The organism is Paenibacillus senegalensis JC66, assembly GCF_000285515.1.
GTDB lineage: Bacteria > Bacillota > Bacilli > Paenibacillales > NBRC-103111 > Paenibacillus_L > Paenibacillus_L senegalensis.
Genome location: NZ_HE610960.1, coordinates 522,520 through 539,063 on the forward strand (window position 1 = coordinate 522,520; position 16,544 = coordinate 539,063).

Here is a 16,544-nt window from a genome sequence, read left to right on the forward strand (position 1 = left end):
AGCAGAAGTAGAGCTCGAAGTGTTAGAATCCATAGATTGCCTTACCTCCCCTGAACTTGCGCCCGCTCATCGTTACAGCGCATCGATAGCCCTGCGAAAATCGGACACCGCCTGGTACAGCGCCTCCGGATTTTCCTGTGTGACTACCGCTCCCAGCATGATTGCTTTGGCACCCGCCTGGTGGATCGTGCGGACATCACCCGCGACCAGCTTCTTCTGGGAAGGGATGATGACCGGGACGGAAGTCCGGTCTGCATAGGCACGGTACAGAAGCAAATCGGAGAAATTCAGCGGTTTGCCGTAATCATCCTTGGGTACGGTGGACACTTCAAGCGCCTCGACGCCAAATGCGCTGCAATCACCCAAATGCTCTATGGAGAAGCTGTCGCCGATGGCGAATGTTTTCTCTATCAACTCCTGGTTAATTAAAGAGCTGGAGATATGACCGGCATATAGAGAATAGTAATCGAAGCCAAGTTCCTTCACTTCATTCAGGTCTACAGCATCGACATCCTTGATTTTGTCACCCAGAACAAGCCCCATCGCACCCTTGAATTCCTGTCTGGCTTGCTTGAAAACCTCCTTATAATCGTTCAAGGACCGAAATTTGTTACCGCTGGCCCGATGATCGACCTGAATGTGAAACTTGATACCGTCTGCTCCCGCCTCCTGGGCGGCACGCACAAACTCTATTTTGTTGTTTGGCAGGCTGACGATTAGCGACATCTTGTTCTTCTGAAACATTTGCTTTAAAATACCCATCTTGTCATTCGCTCCTTAAAATAAGGACGATCCAGTGGATGGATCGTCGCTTTGTAATCGTAATTGTCAAATCGGATTGGTTGCTGCAGCATCCAATTGGTTACTGATGCATCGGATTGGTTGCCGCTGCATTGAATTGGTTACTGCAGCATCGGATTGATATTCGCTTCCAGCTGCTGCAAAATTTCTTCCGGGGAGGCCGACCGGGCGAACAGCATATCGAAGCCTTTGACTATCTCGCTTTCGATTCTTGTCCAGTCCCTGTGCAGCGGATAAATAAACCCATTTTGCATCTCGTTGATCAAAGCCAGCTCGATCGATTCCCTGGGCGGGTTGTTCGGGACATTGACGAACTCATCCGATTCCAGAACGGATTTTCTAGGCGGAACGAAGAATGCAGATTGTGCCTGAATGCCCTTTTTGCTGCCAAGGAATTTCAACAGCTCCATAGCTTCCTCGGGATGATCGCTCTGCTCGAATGCCACAATACCTGCTTGACCTAACAGCGGCGCTCTTCCTTCAGGACCTTCCGGCAAAGGCGCAATGTCCCATTCGAACGTCTCGATGCCTCTGATATTCGCAATATAGCTGTACATAAACGTAAACATGCCGACTTTTCCGCTTTCGAACGGAATCGTTTCTCCCGGCGGAACATGGGAGCGGTCCTCAAACGTCATCCGGTCGATCATTTCGAACGTAGCCACACCTTGAGGCGAATTCCAGGCGAAGCTGGTCATATCATCGGCAAACATTTGTCCGCCGTAGGATAATGTGTGGGACGGTATGGTTGCGAAGTTCGTCCATTCCATCCATAGATTAGCTCCATACACACGGTCATTGCCGGAACCGCTTGACAATGCTTTGGCCGTTTCTTCAAACTTCTCCCATGTCCATTCACCGTTTAGCGCCAGCTCTGTCGGCGTAGGCAAGCCCGCATTTTCAAAAAGTGTCTTGTTATAATACATAATCATCGGCGGCGTGGAAAAAGGAATGCCCAGCAGCTTGCCGTCATGCTCCCATAATTCCAATGTGGACGGGATAAAATCATCAAATTCAAAATCAGGATCGTCCCGGAAGCTCGATACATCCCGCAAAATGTTGTTCTGAACAAATTGCGGCACCATCCGCTCCGCTACCCAGCCAACGTCCGGCAGTTCATTCCCAGCAGCAAGCACGGAAAGCTTCTGCTGATAATCCGCATGCGGGATCGTTTCGATCCTGACCTTAATATTAGGGTGGGTATTATAGAAATCCTGCAGCAGCTCTTCGTACATTTCCATATGTTTTTCGTTGCCCCACACCGTGAACTTTAACTCCACCTGCTCCTGGCCTCCGCTGCCGCCTGGACTTTCCGGTGCTGCGCTGTTATTGCCGCCACACGCAGTCGCGACAAGCAACGAACTAACCATGAAACCTGCCAATAGCTTTTTCATCTTGCTCCCCCTTTCATTGAACCCAGTTTATCAACTGTGCAAGCGCTTTAATATGCTCTGAATTTAAGATAAGGTTCGCATTGTTAAGATTTTGTAACCGGGCATGCTGGCTAATTCGAATTCAGCTGCAAGCCCGGAAACAACGGTATAAGATAGAGACCAACGAAAACGGATCTAGGGGCCAACGGTATAGGATAGAGACCAACGAAACGGATCTAGGGGCCAACGGTATAGGATAGAGATCAACGAAACGGATCTAGAGGCCAACGGTATAATAGAGACCAACGAAACGGATCTAGAGGCCAACGGTATAGGCTAAGGGGCTAAAGCAATGAGCAAAGGTCGATGGACAACCGATAAAGAGGAAAGGACAATGGACAAAGGAAAAGGGTAAAAGATAAAGAGCAATGCAATGAATAAAGAACATGGCTAAAGGATAGGGAGCAAATACAATGAATAAAGAACATGGCTAAAGGGCAAAAAGTGCTGCGCACACTTACATGTATACGAAAACAAACATGGTCTATCGCCCACAACTCCAGCATGCAAATAGCCAAGGTTAGCGGGGTTCACGGGCTTGTTTCCTGCATTTTGTACGAAATGTCGTACAAATTCATGAGGTTGAAGTACGAATACGGTGATTTGTATGAAACGTCGTACAAATGCAGGGGATTGAAGGGCGATTACCCAAATTTTGTATGACAAATCGTACAAATACAAGGGATTGAGGGGCAATTACCCGAGATTTGTATGACAAATCGTACAAATGCATGGCTTTAAGCTATTAAGGAGCTGCAGCCAGTGTTTCGGACGAAATTTCGTAGCAAGTTATGTGATTAAATACGATTACCCGAGATTGCTCATCATGTGGGGCGTTTTATTTTCACAGAAAATATCGTACAAGCGCATGTGATGATATTTTGGCATGAAGTTTTGGCTCACTCTAATAATTAGAGCTTGACAGTATAAGATAGCAGAAGCGGAGGGGAAGAGGGAGTCCAAGCTTTCCGAAGGAAAGCAGCTTCGGGAGCGTGGAAGCGTTCGCCTTTGTCACCGGATTTCAACCGCTGAGGCGGCTATGATTAAGAAATCTGGGGTCAACGCTTTCTGGAAGAAAGCGTACTTCGGGAGCATATGCTAACAGCGATCGGAGGTTCCCTCATTCCCCGTTGTGATTTCCTCCTTTGTTGTCAACCACTAGTTTAAGTTTTGAGCCGAAGTTTTGGCAATGAAATTTTAGCAACTGAAATTAAACAAATGAGAATTAAAAAATTGAGATTCAGGCAAAATGCTGATCTCTATAGGCGTTAGGCGACAAGCCGGTTTCCCGCTTAAACACCGTGGCAAAATGCTTGGGACTTTGATAGCCGATCATCCTCGAGATATCGTATACCTTGAGATGCGTCTCACTCAGAAGTTGCTTAGCCCGATTTATTCGCATCTTCAGGACGTAATCAGAGAAGTTTTCGCCCGTTTCTTTTTTGAACAATTGACTGAAATAATTCGGGTGCAGCTGAAGGGCCTGACTGGCCCATTGCAATGAAATCTCCTGATCTAGATTGCGCTCGACCCTATCGCGGATTTTGGCAACAAGCTTGGACTCGGCAGGAAGCGCATTGCCGCCAGTCAGCTGGGCAGCAGAGTAATACTCCTCGCGGATCCGATTGAACACGAGGGCAAACTCCGAGCGGTTCACCGGCTTCAGCAAATAATCTTTTACCCCCAGCTTAATTGCCTGCTTCGCATACTCGAATTCATCGTAACCGCTTATAATAACAACCGGCAGCTCGGGATATATCTCCCGCAAATGCTTGATGAGCCGAATTCCGTCCATCACCTGCATACGCACATCCGTAATCAGCACATCGGGAATAGCGACCTTCAGAATCTCCAGCGCTCTTGCGCCATGATTCGCTTCCCACATCACCGTAAAGCCCTGGATCACTTCCTCCAGCAGCACCTTGATCCCTTGGCGGATTTTGATTTCATCTTCAACCAGCATGACTTTGATCACGAACGTTCTCCCCTTTTAGCGGAATGATGATATGAACAGCTGTGCCAATTCCCGACTCGGAATAAATCTGCAGCCCATAAGATAAACCAAAAAACATGTGCAGTCTTCGCTGAATATTGTTCATGGCGATGCCGTTATGAACCGCTTCCTCCTTCACGGACGCTCCGCCCGCCAGTCCCGCCAGATGATTCACAGAGGCAACAATATTCTCCAATACGGCACGGTCCATCCCAATTCCGTTATCCTCGATGATAATAACAACCTTGTCTGCCTTCTTTACTGTGCGAATCCATATGCTGCCGTTTTCCATATCGCCAACCCCGTGGTTGATCGCATTCTCCACAATGGGCTGAAGCGTAAACTTCGGAATAGGCGTATCCAAAAGCTCCTCATCGATATCCCAGTGAACCGAAATCTGCTCCCCCTTGCGGAACTCGATGATGGTCACATATTCCCGGACAAATCCGATTTCGTTACGCAGGGTCACCATATCCTGATCCTGCTTGAGCACATAACGCATCATATTGCCGAGCGCTGAAATCATATCCGATATTTCAAATTCGCGCTTGGACATGGCAACCATGCTGATCGCCTCTAGCGTGTTATACATGAAATGCGGGGCCATCTGGCTTTGCAGCGCCTTAAGCTCGGCTTTAGTTTTGCGCATCCCCATCTCATAAACCTCTTTCATCAAAAAATCCAACTCATCCATCATTTCGTTAAACACTTCGCCAAGCTCGCCTATTTCATCGTGGACGGGAACCTCGATCCGCTGCTTGAGATCGCCGTTTTGAATCGCTTTCATTTTGTTCTTCAGCCGTTCCAGCGGAGTTAGAAATTTCTTGGACGCAACAATGGACAGGGCGATCGAAAGGGTCAGGCTAATGAGTACAATCATCGTAAACCAGAAGTTAAACCACCGCAGCTCCTGAAAAATCTCCCCCTCCGGAAGAAAAGTCAACACCTTGACTTTCGTATATCGGGATTGATTGCTTACAACCAAGTAGTCATCACCCTCAAGAGTTATCCGGGTAGCACCGTAATCAAAAGAATAGGTAGAAGAGGCGGAGTGGCTATTTTCGCTTTGAAAAAGAACCCGCTCCCGTTCATCGACAATCAACCAGTCTCCAGCGGCAAGATTGGTCGTCATGCTGTGCAGTAAATCCGGTTTGAAATCTACCTTAATATAGCCGACGGGCGAATGATCTGCTGGATCACGAAGCAAACGGGCAACGCTGACAAGAGGCTTGGACAAAGGCTGCTGATAGTAAGACGGATGATGAAGCGGAATGAACACCCATTTTCCCTGCGAGTGCTCCAAATCTTTCACCCACGGCTCCGTACTCAGATCGATCACCGGCTTTACCCGGTATGTATCCATATGGCTGAACACAGCACCGTTATTGGCCACGATATGAACACCGTACATGTGCTCCCTTTCATATTGGAACCCCGAAAGAAATAAAGAAAGCTTCTCTACATCTTCGTGGCTTCGCAATTTGAAGTTTGCGGACGGATTATACTTTTTCAAAATATTGACAATCGTACCATCGTACAGTGGTGATAACGTCATACGCGCCGCATCCTCTACCAACAGATCGAGATTCTGGTTGAATTGGGCCCCCAGCTTCTCAGCCGAGCTGACAGCTCTTTGCTCGATTGATGTTGAGAAATGCCAATACACAAACGCTCCCAATCCCAAAAGAGGAATAAGCGTCAACAGAATAACACCTAGCAGAATCCGGTTTCTGATTTTCATAGTGAGGAACTCCTTTTGGCTTGGTAAAATGAGAAAACCTAGCGAGGCATAATCAAAAATATTGACCTCCCTAATGGAGTACCCCCTCCCCCACCCACCTGCCTACCTACTCAGCTAGCCATCTACTGATAGTAGTAGGATAGTAAAGTTAGTTGAGCTAGCAGGACCTGGTAGAGCTAGTTGAGCTAGCAGGAAATGGTAAAACCTAGTTTAGCTAGTAGAACTTTTGGGCTTGTGAAACTTCTAAGGCCCCACGCCTCGCACATCTCTCAGAGCTCTCGAGGCTCTCACGGCTCTCACGGCTCTTACGACTCTCACGACTCTTCGCGGCATTTCACGACTTCCACGACTCGTCAAGACTTTCTATATGATAGTGTAAAGTGATTAGAACAATCAATAATTTATCCATTATCCACAATACTGTTATAAGAAACTATTGTAGCTAATTAATCCATCACAACTTAAATTGAAAGCTGCAATACTGCAATTAGGAACTGATTAACTGATTGCCTCCCCGGCTATCAATACGGTAATTACCAACTGTTCAATACCGACTATCAATACGGTGATTAAGAACTGATTGCCCTGCGGGCCAAATATTGTAATTACGAAACTGCAATTGACTATTACCGAAAGCAGCCATTTGAACTGATATAAAGTTCTCTGTTAAGTGGAATAACTTGTGGTAGTCAACCGTCCATTGACGCCGACTACTGAACGCTGGGTCTTCGTTCTGCGTAAAACTGCGAGGAACGGTTGAGTGGTATTTCGGAGTCTGCGGCTTTTTCGGCAGCAATGAGGGGCTTTCGTCTCCGTTTTGCATGGTGATTTGTCATTGTATTCTTATCGGAGATTGCAGGGTGCGCTGAGCGATTCGTAAGGTCACAGGTGCAAGTGACGAGGACTGTCGCAGAGCGATTCATGAGGATTTCGCAGGGGAACGCAGCTCAGCTTCAACCGAAGCAAGCTAGTTCGCGACTCGGCTGCAACCTTTGCAAGCTAACGGCTCGGCTGCAACTGACGCAGGCTAGTTCGCGACTTTGCAACCGATGTAGACAGATTTCGGATTGTAACGCGCGCAGTTAGGCTATCGATTAGCCGCCATAACAGATTGGCAGCGGACAGGGAGGTCGTTTGCAGTCTGCTTCAAATTCTCGCCATGGTCCTTATTTAAGCAAAATCAGGGGTTTAAAAATTCTAACGCTTGCCATGGTGCCATGGTCCTTATTTTGCTCAAATCGCGGTTTTCTGGGCTTTTTGTCACAAATAAGAGCGAGGATGAGCGTTAGAAATAAAAGCCCTGCTTTTTCGGGCAAATAAGAGCGAGGGCGAGTGTTAGCGCGTGACATCTCGCGGGACTTCTCCCGGGACTTCTTTCGAATGACACCTCGAAGATCACTTCCGGGACATTTTCGCATGACACCTCCCGGGATCTCCCAGGACTTCTTTCGCGTGACACCTCGCAGGCGGCCGAATGTCTCTGCGCTTGCAGGCCAAGAAATTGCAGCGGTACCTGCTTGTAACGCAGCCAATCCTTTTGCCACGCCGATAAATTATGGCTTTCGCCTAACCTTTTCAAAGACTACTTTACTGTGAGGGATACTAGGAATGCTGACCAAGCTATAGCTTAAATCCTGATCGGGAACCTCATAATTCATTCGGTTCACCAGGAAATCGAGACTCGCTTTCATAACTTCAATGGTGACCCATTCTCCGGCACAGCGATGTCCGCCAAAATAATCACCACCGCCTTGCGGAATGAGCCCGAAAGGACTGCCTTTCCATCCGGCAAACCGCTCCGGATTAAATAATTCGGGATTATCCCAATGACTAGGATCATGATTGGTTCCATAAAGATCTAGCAAGGTTAGGGTGCCCTCTTCAAAGGTATAGCCATTCCATGTAAAATCCTGTTTTACAAGTGCTGCGGCAAATGGAAAAAAGGGATAGAAGCGGCGGACTTCGTGAACGAACATCTCCGCATCCTTTTCCTTATCTTCGCCGGATTCAAGTTTTTTTCTTTCTTCCTCATAATGATGCAGCGCAAGTGCAGTAAAAGCAATATAGATCGAGATCGCGACAATCGGTCGCAAAATGTTGATGACTTCAACAGCTGCCGTTTCGCTATCTAAAAGATTTCCTGCCAGATCCTGATGCCAAGCGAATTTGTGCAGCGCCGTATTCTCCGGAGGATTGACTTTCCCCTCCCGGACCTCTTGAATGACTTTTCCAACCCACATTTCTACTTGATTTCGCGCATATCTCCCCGACCAATGTGCCGGACCAACTGCAGCAGGCGACTCAAACATCGCGCTCAAATGCTTGGTTAGCGTTTTCACCTCTTTTTCCGGTACGGGTACACCAGCCCATTGACAGGCTGTCCTGCACAAAATTTCCTGCACCTCTTCATACAGTACAATCTTGTCCACCTGCTCCCACTTAACAAGCGCCGCCTTCCATTGATCTCGGGTGATAGCAATTAATTCGTCAAGCATTTCCCGGGACATGATGGACATAAACATCTCCTTGCGATGTCTATGCTCTTCACCGTCTAAGCCCTGAACACCATTTTTGCCTAGCAGCGTTTGCACCATCCGGTTGGGGGCTGCGTTTTCCCTTTTAAATTTCTCCGTGTCATAAAAAAGTTCCGCTGCCTCTTTTCCTCCCATACAGATAGCTTTCTTTCCAAGCAAACGGGTTTCAAACAGATCCGTATTCAAACTGCGGCGCCGATTGGGAATGTACATATATCCTTCTCGCATAAGGCTCAGGGTATGATCCAGCCCTTCCTCACGGGGGATCGTTCGAGGGATTGTTTTTGAATTTGACATTGGTTCAGGTCTCCATTTTCATGAGTGATTAATTTATTTTCTGTCATTTTTCCCATGATTATGCAGAAGCTGTTCATGTATTGATCAAGCAGCATCCTGTTCATGTAGCAGGCTTTCGTGTAGCGCTTATGCAGCATCCTGTTCATGTAACGCTTATTATAGCTGTACCGCAGCTGATCGTTTTCCGTGCAACGTAGCATTACGGTGATTAGAGCGAGATTGGAAAAATCAACACTTTTGAAAATTAGTTAGTCTTGACTTCTTGCTTTTTCGATTATATGTATCTCTAATACTGTGCGATAGGTAAAAAAACGGCATTACAAGCACCGTATAAATTACAATTCTGCCAATGTTTTTGTATATTTAACGGGAAAGTGTAAACGCGATAGACTAATGCCATTCCACTACAAAACTTAGCACCAAAAAAGAGAGAACTTCGTCTCTCGTCATTCACATTCTTCCAAGCAAACTGATCCTAGGCTAGAGCAATCTAAACCTAGGCTTTTTATTCGTGTTATGGCCAACCATTTTATGGATTGTTTACTACAAGCGGGCCCATTTCCTTCAGCGCAGCATGCCCCCACTGCTCAATGAGTCTGCAATAGCTCTCGGCGTCATGCATTTGCGCAGCTACGTCAGCAATTGTCATCGACCAGGCTATCTTGGGAAGATGCGGCGCATCTGCTGGCCTGCGAACTCCCTTGTCCCGTCCAGGACCTCGAGCAGCATCCTCGCGAATCATTGATATGGGCCATCCTTCCTGCAAATATTTGCGCAGCGCGGACTCTACCCACACATAAGATTCATCGCTATAGCCTTCGTGTTGAATCATGTAGCAGGCCACAGTGAGGAAATGAACACGCCCGTAGTCCGGATCCGTAAATTCCAGTGCCAAAAATTCATGGTAAATCTCTTCGCATGTTTTACCTTCAGTTGATACAGCGCCGCATAAAGGGCAAGCCTCCGACATCAGCATCCTCCCCATACGTTTGCTTGATTTATAAATGCCATGATATTTCAAGAAGAGCGCGCTTAATTTCGGTGAATACTTATATCTGCAAGTTGCAGTATACCTTAACGTTACCAGTGCATGCATCCGGAAGCAACTGAAATCCATAAAACTGGCGGCAATCTGCTTCACCCCTCTTAAACACACAGCACCGTACTGCATTTATTGTACAATCTTTGCGATTGCCGCCGTTTCCCAATCTGCGGCCACACCCCGTTTTCTCTTAACAAATGACAATTAGCGGATGTTACGGTTTGATCAGCGGTCGCAATAAATCCTATTATGAAGGGCAGCTGGACATCTTCTAAGGATATCCATGAATTATCTAGCTCTACCAAAAGGAAAACAGCCCGCCACATATATGAATGGCTATCATGATAAATAGACCCACTTTATGAACATCAGCTTGGGATGATCACTATCCTCTAAACGGATTTATAAACACTTTGTTAATTTCAAGTTCAAAGGAAAGCGTGCCATTTTCCCTATCGTAATTCTGAACGCCAAACCCATATTCGCCGGTTTCCGGAATAGTGAAGGATACCTGCTGCACTTCGGGGCCAACTTGGATTTCCTTTGGAGCAAATAAACCGTAACCGTTATAGCCCAATCCTTTTTCCATCCCTTCTACTGGAACCACCCCTACATACAGCACCATTTCTTCCTCTGCATGAACCCGGAAAACAACTTCATCTCCCTCTTCCCATGTTTCCCGTCCAATAACAAAAGCCCCTCCTTGGATAAGTTCCACGTCCATATGCGTGCTGTTGTCAGTAAATGTAGGAATGATCGTTGCACCAGTTGAATGAATAGATCCTTCTTTTGGGGCAGGCCCATCTTCCGGTCCCATCATGCTGTCCCCACTATCAGTTATATCAAGAGAGTTATTCTGACCGGATGAGTTTTGTGCAGCGATCATCTCCGGAACTTGGTCAGTTGTATTCTTCTGTTCCTTTCCGGCCGAGGCCGTCGTTGAAGCAGCATTAGTAGCGAATACGGATACGGTCCCAACAACCAAAGCCATTGCAAGGAATATTCCTGCAAGGGAAGCCTTCTTCATTTTCATTATGGCGACAATCCTTTCTTCAATGCAATTTTTGCTAAAATGGTTGACAAGAAGGGGCAAGCCGCTCTTGGCTTCCTTCATATTGACCAGCATCATAGCGTAAGCGGATTTCATCGTTTCACCAAATGTCCTCACTACTTTTTCATCACAGGATAATTCAATATCACGGTTGGCGAGTATATACATAACCCATACGAAAGGATTATACCAGTGCACACATACAGCTATCGTCAGCACCCATTTGGCGAGCACGTCAAAGCGCCGAATATGGACTAGCTCATGAGTAAGGATTACCCTTAGCGCAGCCTCATCCGTCAAGTCAATGTTCTTGGGGAGCAGGATAACAGGCCGCAATATCCCATATGTAAGCGGGGTTTGGATACGGTCGCTTTGCCGTACTTGCACAGTCCGCCGCAATGGATGTTGCTGCAGCCATTGAGCTATAAAATCATTCTTAACAGGCAGGGAAGTCTGGAACTCCCTACGAAATTTGATGTAAACGGTGATGAAAAACAAAGCGCTGGCCCATACTCCAGTCAGCCAGATTATCCCGATCCAGGAAAAGGGCGCGATCGATGCAGCAGCACCAGCAGGCCCTCCAACAGGCGCTCCAGCAGCCTTTCCAACAACCTCTCCAACAGCCTCTCCTACTGCTTTAATCCTCTCCATAGCAGAAAACTCCGCTATCTCCACAGGCAACCCCACGCCTGCTCTTTCCATAATCATGTGCTTTACTTTTTCCATTCCTGTATAAAAGCTGAAAGAAAACGGGATGGACAGCGGTAGGAGCAAGCGGCAAGTGACCACTCCCCACAAGACAAGAAAGGTTTTCTTAGGCAGTTTGTGCAGAGCAAGAGCGCGGATGATCACAACGACTACGATCAGGATAGATGCGGAAAGGCCCATTTGTAAAAAATCCATAGCTGCACCTCACTGTAGTTCATTGATCATCTTCTTTAGTCTCTCAACTTCTTCTGCGGAAAGATTTTTCCGGTTCAGAAGGGAAGCAAAAAGCAAATCTGCCGAACCGTCAAACACTTTGTTGATCAGCTCGTTAGTTTCCTGCTCCTGCACCTGCTCCTTGGAGATTAAGGCGCGGCACAAAAAATTGGGCTCTCTGCGCTCAATGGCGCCTTTTGCCATACATCTTTTAATAAGCGTATAAGTCGTATTTTTGTTCCAGCCTACCTGCTCTTTGAGAACACTCGCCACTTCCTTGGCCGTAGTATCGCCCTTTTCCCAAAGAACGTCCATGACTTTCAATTCGGAATCAAACAGTTTAATTTCCATCAGAAGATCCTCCTAACTACTGCAGTAGTCTGTCGACAAGTTCATACTACTACAGTCGTCTCTATTTGTAAATACTACTGGAGTAGTATTTAGATTTATTTTTTAAAAAAGCCTGCTGCTCTTAAGGCAACAGACTTGGAGTTTTCTCAGGAAAGGGGCAATCCGTTCTTGCTTCGCTTAATCCGTAATTCCACACCACTGCGCTTCGCTTATTCCGTATATTTCACACCACTGCAGACCGTTCAGCTAGCCCCGCTCATCACATACATTAAAAGATTAGCCAAATTCAAGGCTCAAGCTTTCTTGCATCAGCCTTCATGCAAACTCTATTTAGACTTTCGTCCGTAAACCAAATACAGCGTAACGGTTGAAATTATCATCAGACCAACAAGTCCCTAGGCATCACACTTGGGACGATCAATTCAATTTTGTACGCCGAGTTGGATGACAACATCTCGATCATTAATCATCCGGATGAAGGTTGGGACAAACTAATAGAGAAAAATGTAGATGTTATCCAAACCGAGTGGCTGGCTACACTGGCAGATTACAGAGATCGTAAACTTTCATTTCACTAGTGTTCTGTGTGGCGAGCGGAGCTGCGCAGGCTGCTCCCGCGATGGGCGCGCGAGCGGGGCTGCGCTAACGCTCCCCCTCGCTCTTATTCGGCGGAAAATACCCGCGTTTTAATTCCAACGCTCATCCTCGTCATCCTCGCTCTTATTTGAGACAAAGAGCCCAAAAAACCGCGGTCTGAAGCAAACCAAGGACGGTGGCGAGCGTTACAATTTTTATTCCCCTGATTTTGGCCAAATAAGGACCACGGCGAGCGTTAGAATCCGAACCACCCTAAACTATGGCTTGACCGGACTCAAGCGGGCCTATTAGTTGAAATGTATGCGGAAAATCGCATAGGAATGGCAGCTGCAACGCGCGCAAAGGCGAAATGTAGGCAAACCGTCACGCCATTGAATTCTCAGGCACAACTCCAGCATGAAAAGAGCCAAGGTTGGCTGGACTCGCGGGGGTTCGAGGGCTGCGCGGGCTTGTTGCCTGCGTTTTGTACGAAATGTCGTACAAATTTCTGCGGTTGAAGGGCGATTACCGGAGGTTTGTATGAAACGTCGTACAAATTCAGGGGATTGAAGGGCAATTACCCAAGATTTGTATGACAAATCGTACAAATGCATGTGATTAAGCACAATTACCTAAAATTTGTATGACAAATCATACAAATGCAGGGGGTTCAGGAGCAAAAACCAGTGTTTCCGACGAATTTCGTACAAGTTGTGTGATTGATGTACGATTCCCCAAAATTACTCATCATACGGCATCATACGGTCGTTTTCACAGAAAATAACATAGAATCACCACCGACCCATACCCTGAGTTGAAGTCAGCCGCATCCTCGAAAGACTTAGGTTATGCCTCGTGCTATACGATATAATAAACGTTGTTATACGATATGTGCCGTGATATACGAATCGCCATGCAATGTGACACTTCGCTATACGATCAGCTGTGCGATATACCGCGATATACTAATTCCCCCGCGGATCGCTATATGTTGTGCTACACGACATACTATACGATACTATACGACACACTTACGACGTACTAAATAACTCACTATACGACTTACTGTACGACTCACTATATAACTAACTATACGCCACACTACACTCCGCACTATACGCCGCACTACACGCTTCACACCACACGCCGCACTATACGCAGCACTACACACGTCATACCACACGTCATACCACACGTCATACTATGCGATGCACTATACGCCGCTCTATCAGCAGCCTCTCTTCTCTTCCAACAGTTTACCTTTTAATGTAGTCACAGCTTGACCGAGAATTAATATCCTCCGATCATCTTCGAGAATCTTCAGCTTAAGCAGCCCTTCTCTTCTTGATAACTGGACAGCAACCAATTCATTCTTCTTTAGTTTATTTTGCCAATACGGGCCTAAACAACAATGGGCGGAGCCGGTGACCGGATCTTCATCTACTCCAATCGCCGGGTAAAAGCACCTCGAAACAAAATCAACATCCGCCCGGCGCGATCGACTTGTCACTATTATTCCTCTGCATTCAACAGATTTCCATAAACCAAAATTGGGCTGCAGGCTCCGGACTGCTTCTTCATCTTCAACCTCTACTATATAATCAAGTCTGTTTTTTCCAATATATTTGAAACTAATTCCCAGACCTTCTGTTAACTTAGATGGAGGCACACTTTCCTGTTCAATTTCCAGGGGGAAATTCATTTGAATCCAATCTCCCTGCTTTGTTGCCGTTAACAATCCGCTCTTCGTATTAAATTTGATTTCATTATTTTCGAAATATTGTTCATCCCACAGGATATGCGCGCTTGCTAGCGTTGCATGCCCGCACAAGTCCACTTCAGCTTCAGGGGTAAACCATCTTAATGAAAACTCTTCACCTTGTCTAAGCAAAAAGGCCGTCTCCGATAAATTCATTTCATTGGCAACGCTTTGCATCCAATCATCAGACCTTTCTGATTCTAGAATACATACAGCCGCAGGGTTTCCTTTATAAAGCTTGTCCGTAAATGCATCGACAATATAAATGTGCATGTTTGCTGTTCTCCTTTCCGCTTCTTCGATTGAAATTGAGCCATGGCTTATAACGTTCATGTATTTTTGAGAGACGTCAGAGATGATGTAAGAAATTGTTTAGAAAAATTAAAAACACCATGGATTTGTCCACTCCTTACAGATCCCTGATGTTTTTATTAATTCCTGTAGAAGAATATAAGTATAGTATAAAATAAAGGTTTATTGCCTTAAAGTGATTTTTGCTTAGCGGCAACCGATTGACTTAATTCCCTGTATATGATGCCCAGACTCTCTCGTTTAACCTGATAACTTACCCTATTCGCAATTAATCGGTAAGAGGCATTACAAATTTTCTCCAGTTCAACTAATCCGCAAGCCATTAATTTTTCATCATTTACCTCGACGATATAATCAGCTAAACCTGTTACAAGTGCAAGTTCGCTCCCTCCGTGTAGTTTTATAATTTCTACCTCTTTTCCTTTCTGGTTAAAATAGTTTAAAGCAGTCTTTGGATAAGCAGTTGCTACTTTGGGGTTGGAATTTAAGGATTCTGACTTACCTATCAAGGATAGAGATCCTATAGATATTCCTAAGTCGAGCAATTCGTAAACGTCTCGATCCTCTTCCAGTAAAGCCTCTTTCCCCACTATCCCTAGGTCGGCAGCTCCATATTCAACATAGGCAGGTATATCAGTCGGCTTTGCCAAAATAAACTCTAAGTTTGTATTAATAATCGGTACAATATATTTCCTGGAAACACTAAAGTCGTCAGGTAAGGCGTAACCTTTATTTAGAAAAAGTGCTGATATAGAGCTGTTCCCTTTGGGCACGGCTACCCTGAGCTTCTCCATTGCATCCACTCCAACACTTTGTTTATCTAACATATTATCGTATTAAAGCATTGGTGTAAACCGGACAGCGGCACTCTCAAGCCTTTCCATCAACTTTAAAGATGTTCTCTTTTTCAGCAATCATTGTTTGGAAAAATTTCAGCACGGCCTGTAGCTCCCCTTCCGAAAAGGAGTCCATTACATCCTTAAATCTGCGTTCAATGATTTCATGCAGCTTAGCGTGGATTTCGAAGATCTGCTTTCCTTTGGGAGTAAGGGTGAAATATACTTCTTTCTTGTTGTCCTTCATCTGGGTTCGCTTAATGTATCCTTCCTTGAGCAGGTTGGTGCTGATCTTCGTAATGCTCGCCTTGGATAATTTCATTTTATCCGCTATAGACGTGTTGTTAATTGGCTCGTTGTTGCCGATGCAATCGATGACGTGAACACTTGTCATATTGCTGGGGATTGAGGCAAGCCCATATAGTCTGGCCAGTTCCTCGAACTCACCAATCTCGGTCGCGAATACTTGTTCAGTTAAATGTGAAAAGTGGAGAAAGCGGTCGTACAGCAACTGCTTAAGTCCCTCGGCTGGGTGCATTAGCACGGCATCCCCTTTTTTACAAAATTATAGTACATCAAAACTATTCCCGAAAATTGTTAGTGTGTAAACAAACATATCACACTCGTTCTAAACATTCAAATTTTGAACATCCATTCGGATCGATGGCACGGCGGCCAATCTCCAAAAAAATTGACAGAGTCCTACCAAAAGTTATATAGTTAACTAATAAACAATATTCACACCATTATCCGCACCCATCCGGCTTCTCACCTTACATTTTTGGATTATCTTTTGGGGATCCGGCCTTTTATTCATATGCTCTTTTGTATGATATATAAATCCGGCTAGCGGACTCACTATTTTCGTTTACTTATAAACATAATAAACATTTGTAT

General features: G+C 45.8%; 12 protein-coding genes. 1 reads left to right on the plus strand and 11 read right to left on the minus strand.

Going from position 1 to position 16,544, the window contains the following annotated elements; all coding sequences use genetic code 11:
- Positions 1-72 precede the first annotated feature (72 nt).
- From PSHG_RS18100 to PSHG_RS18145, 8 genes are all read right to left on the minus strand, one after another.
- A complete protein-coding gene (locus PSHG_RS18100) occupies positions 73-762 on the minus strand; it encodes a beta/alpha barrel domain-containing protein (RefSeq protein ID WP_010275768.1) in 690 nt (229 codons plus the stop codon).
- Positions 763-902: 140 nt separating this feature from the next.
- Positions 903-2,195, minus strand: coding sequence for an ABC transporter substrate-binding protein (locus PSHG_RS18105; RefSeq protein ID WP_010275772.1), 1,293 nt, complete (start codon positions 2,193-2,195; stop codon positions 903-905).
- 1,279 nt (positions 2,196-3,474) lie between these two features.
- On the minus strand, positions 3,475-4,209 hold the full coding sequence (locus tag PSHG_RS18110) for a response regulator transcription factor (RefSeq protein ID WP_010275776.1): 735 nt from the start codon (positions 4,207-4,209) through the stop codon (positions 3,475-3,477).
- The gene (locus tag PSHG_RS18115; protein ID WP_010275780.1) at positions 4,187-5,968 is read right to left on the minus strand and encodes a cache domain-containing sensor histidine kinase; all 1,782 of its coding nucleotides are present in this window, start codon (positions 5,966-5,968) and stop codon (positions 4,187-4,189) included. The genes PSHG_RS18110 and PSHG_RS18115 overlap by 23 nt, the downstream gene beginning before the upstream one ends.
- Before the next feature lie 1,553 nt (positions 5,969-7,521).
- Positions 7,522-8,799 (minus strand): cytochrome P450, encoded by a 1,278-nt coding sequence (locus PSHG_RS18125; protein ID WP_010275789.1) that lies wholly within the window; start codon positions 8,797-8,799, stop codon positions 7,522-7,524.
- 529 nt (positions 8,800-9,328) lie between these two features.
- Positions 9,329-9,769, minus strand: a complete 441-nt coding sequence (locus PSHG_RS28150) for a DUF5946 family protein (RefSeq protein WP_010275793.1) — start codon at positions 9,767-9,769, stop codon at positions 9,329-9,331.
- Between the two features lie 457 nt (positions 9,770-10,226).
- Positions 10,227-11,795: a M56 family metallopeptidase gene (locus PSHG_RS29515; protein ID WP_010275795.1), complete on the minus strand. Its 1,569-nt coding sequence runs from the start codon at positions 11,793-11,795 to the stop codon at positions 10,227-10,229.
- A 9-nt stretch (positions 11,796-11,804) separates the two neighbouring features.
- Positions 11,805-12,164, minus strand: a complete 360-nt coding sequence (locus PSHG_RS18145; RefSeq protein WP_010275798.1) for a BlaI/MecI/CopY family transcriptional regulator — start codon at positions 12,162-12,164, stop codon at positions 11,805-11,807.
- 401 nt (positions 12,165-12,565) lie between these two features.
- Here PSHG_RS18145 and PSHG_RS32000 point away from each other — a divergent pair, with 401 nt between their 5' ends.
- Entirely contained in the window at positions 12,566-12,742 is a 177-nt protein-coding gene (locus PSHG_RS32000) for a hypothetical protein (protein WP_081505179.1), read from the plus strand.
- A gap of 1,226 nt (positions 12,743-13,968) precedes the next feature.
- On the opposite strand, the gene PSHG_RS18150 is transcribed toward PSHG_RS32000, so the two are convergent.
- The 3 genes from PSHG_RS18150 to PSHG_RS18160 all read right to left on the minus strand — a co-directional run bounded on the left by PSHG_RS18150 (position 13,969) and on the right by PSHG_RS18160 (position 16,185).
- Positions 13,969-14,772: a PhzF family phenazine biosynthesis protein gene (locus PSHG_RS18150; RefSeq protein ID WP_010275801.1), complete on the minus strand. Its 804-nt coding sequence runs from the start codon at positions 14,770-14,772 to the stop codon at positions 13,969-13,971.
- Between the two features lie 209 nt (positions 14,773-14,981).
- Positions 14,982-15,605 (minus strand): ATP phosphoribosyltransferase, encoded by a 624-nt coding sequence (gene hisG, locus PSHG_RS18155; protein WP_010275804.1) that lies wholly within the window; start codon positions 15,603-15,605, stop codon positions 14,982-14,984.
- 76 nt (positions 15,606-15,681) lie between these two features.
- The gene (locus tag PSHG_RS18160; protein WP_010275808.1) at positions 15,682-16,185 is read right to left on the minus strand and encodes a MarR family transcriptional regulator; all 504 of its coding nucleotides are present in this window, start codon (positions 16,183-16,185) and stop codon (positions 15,682-15,684) included.
- Between the last annotated feature and the right edge of the window lie 359 nt (positions 16,186-16,544).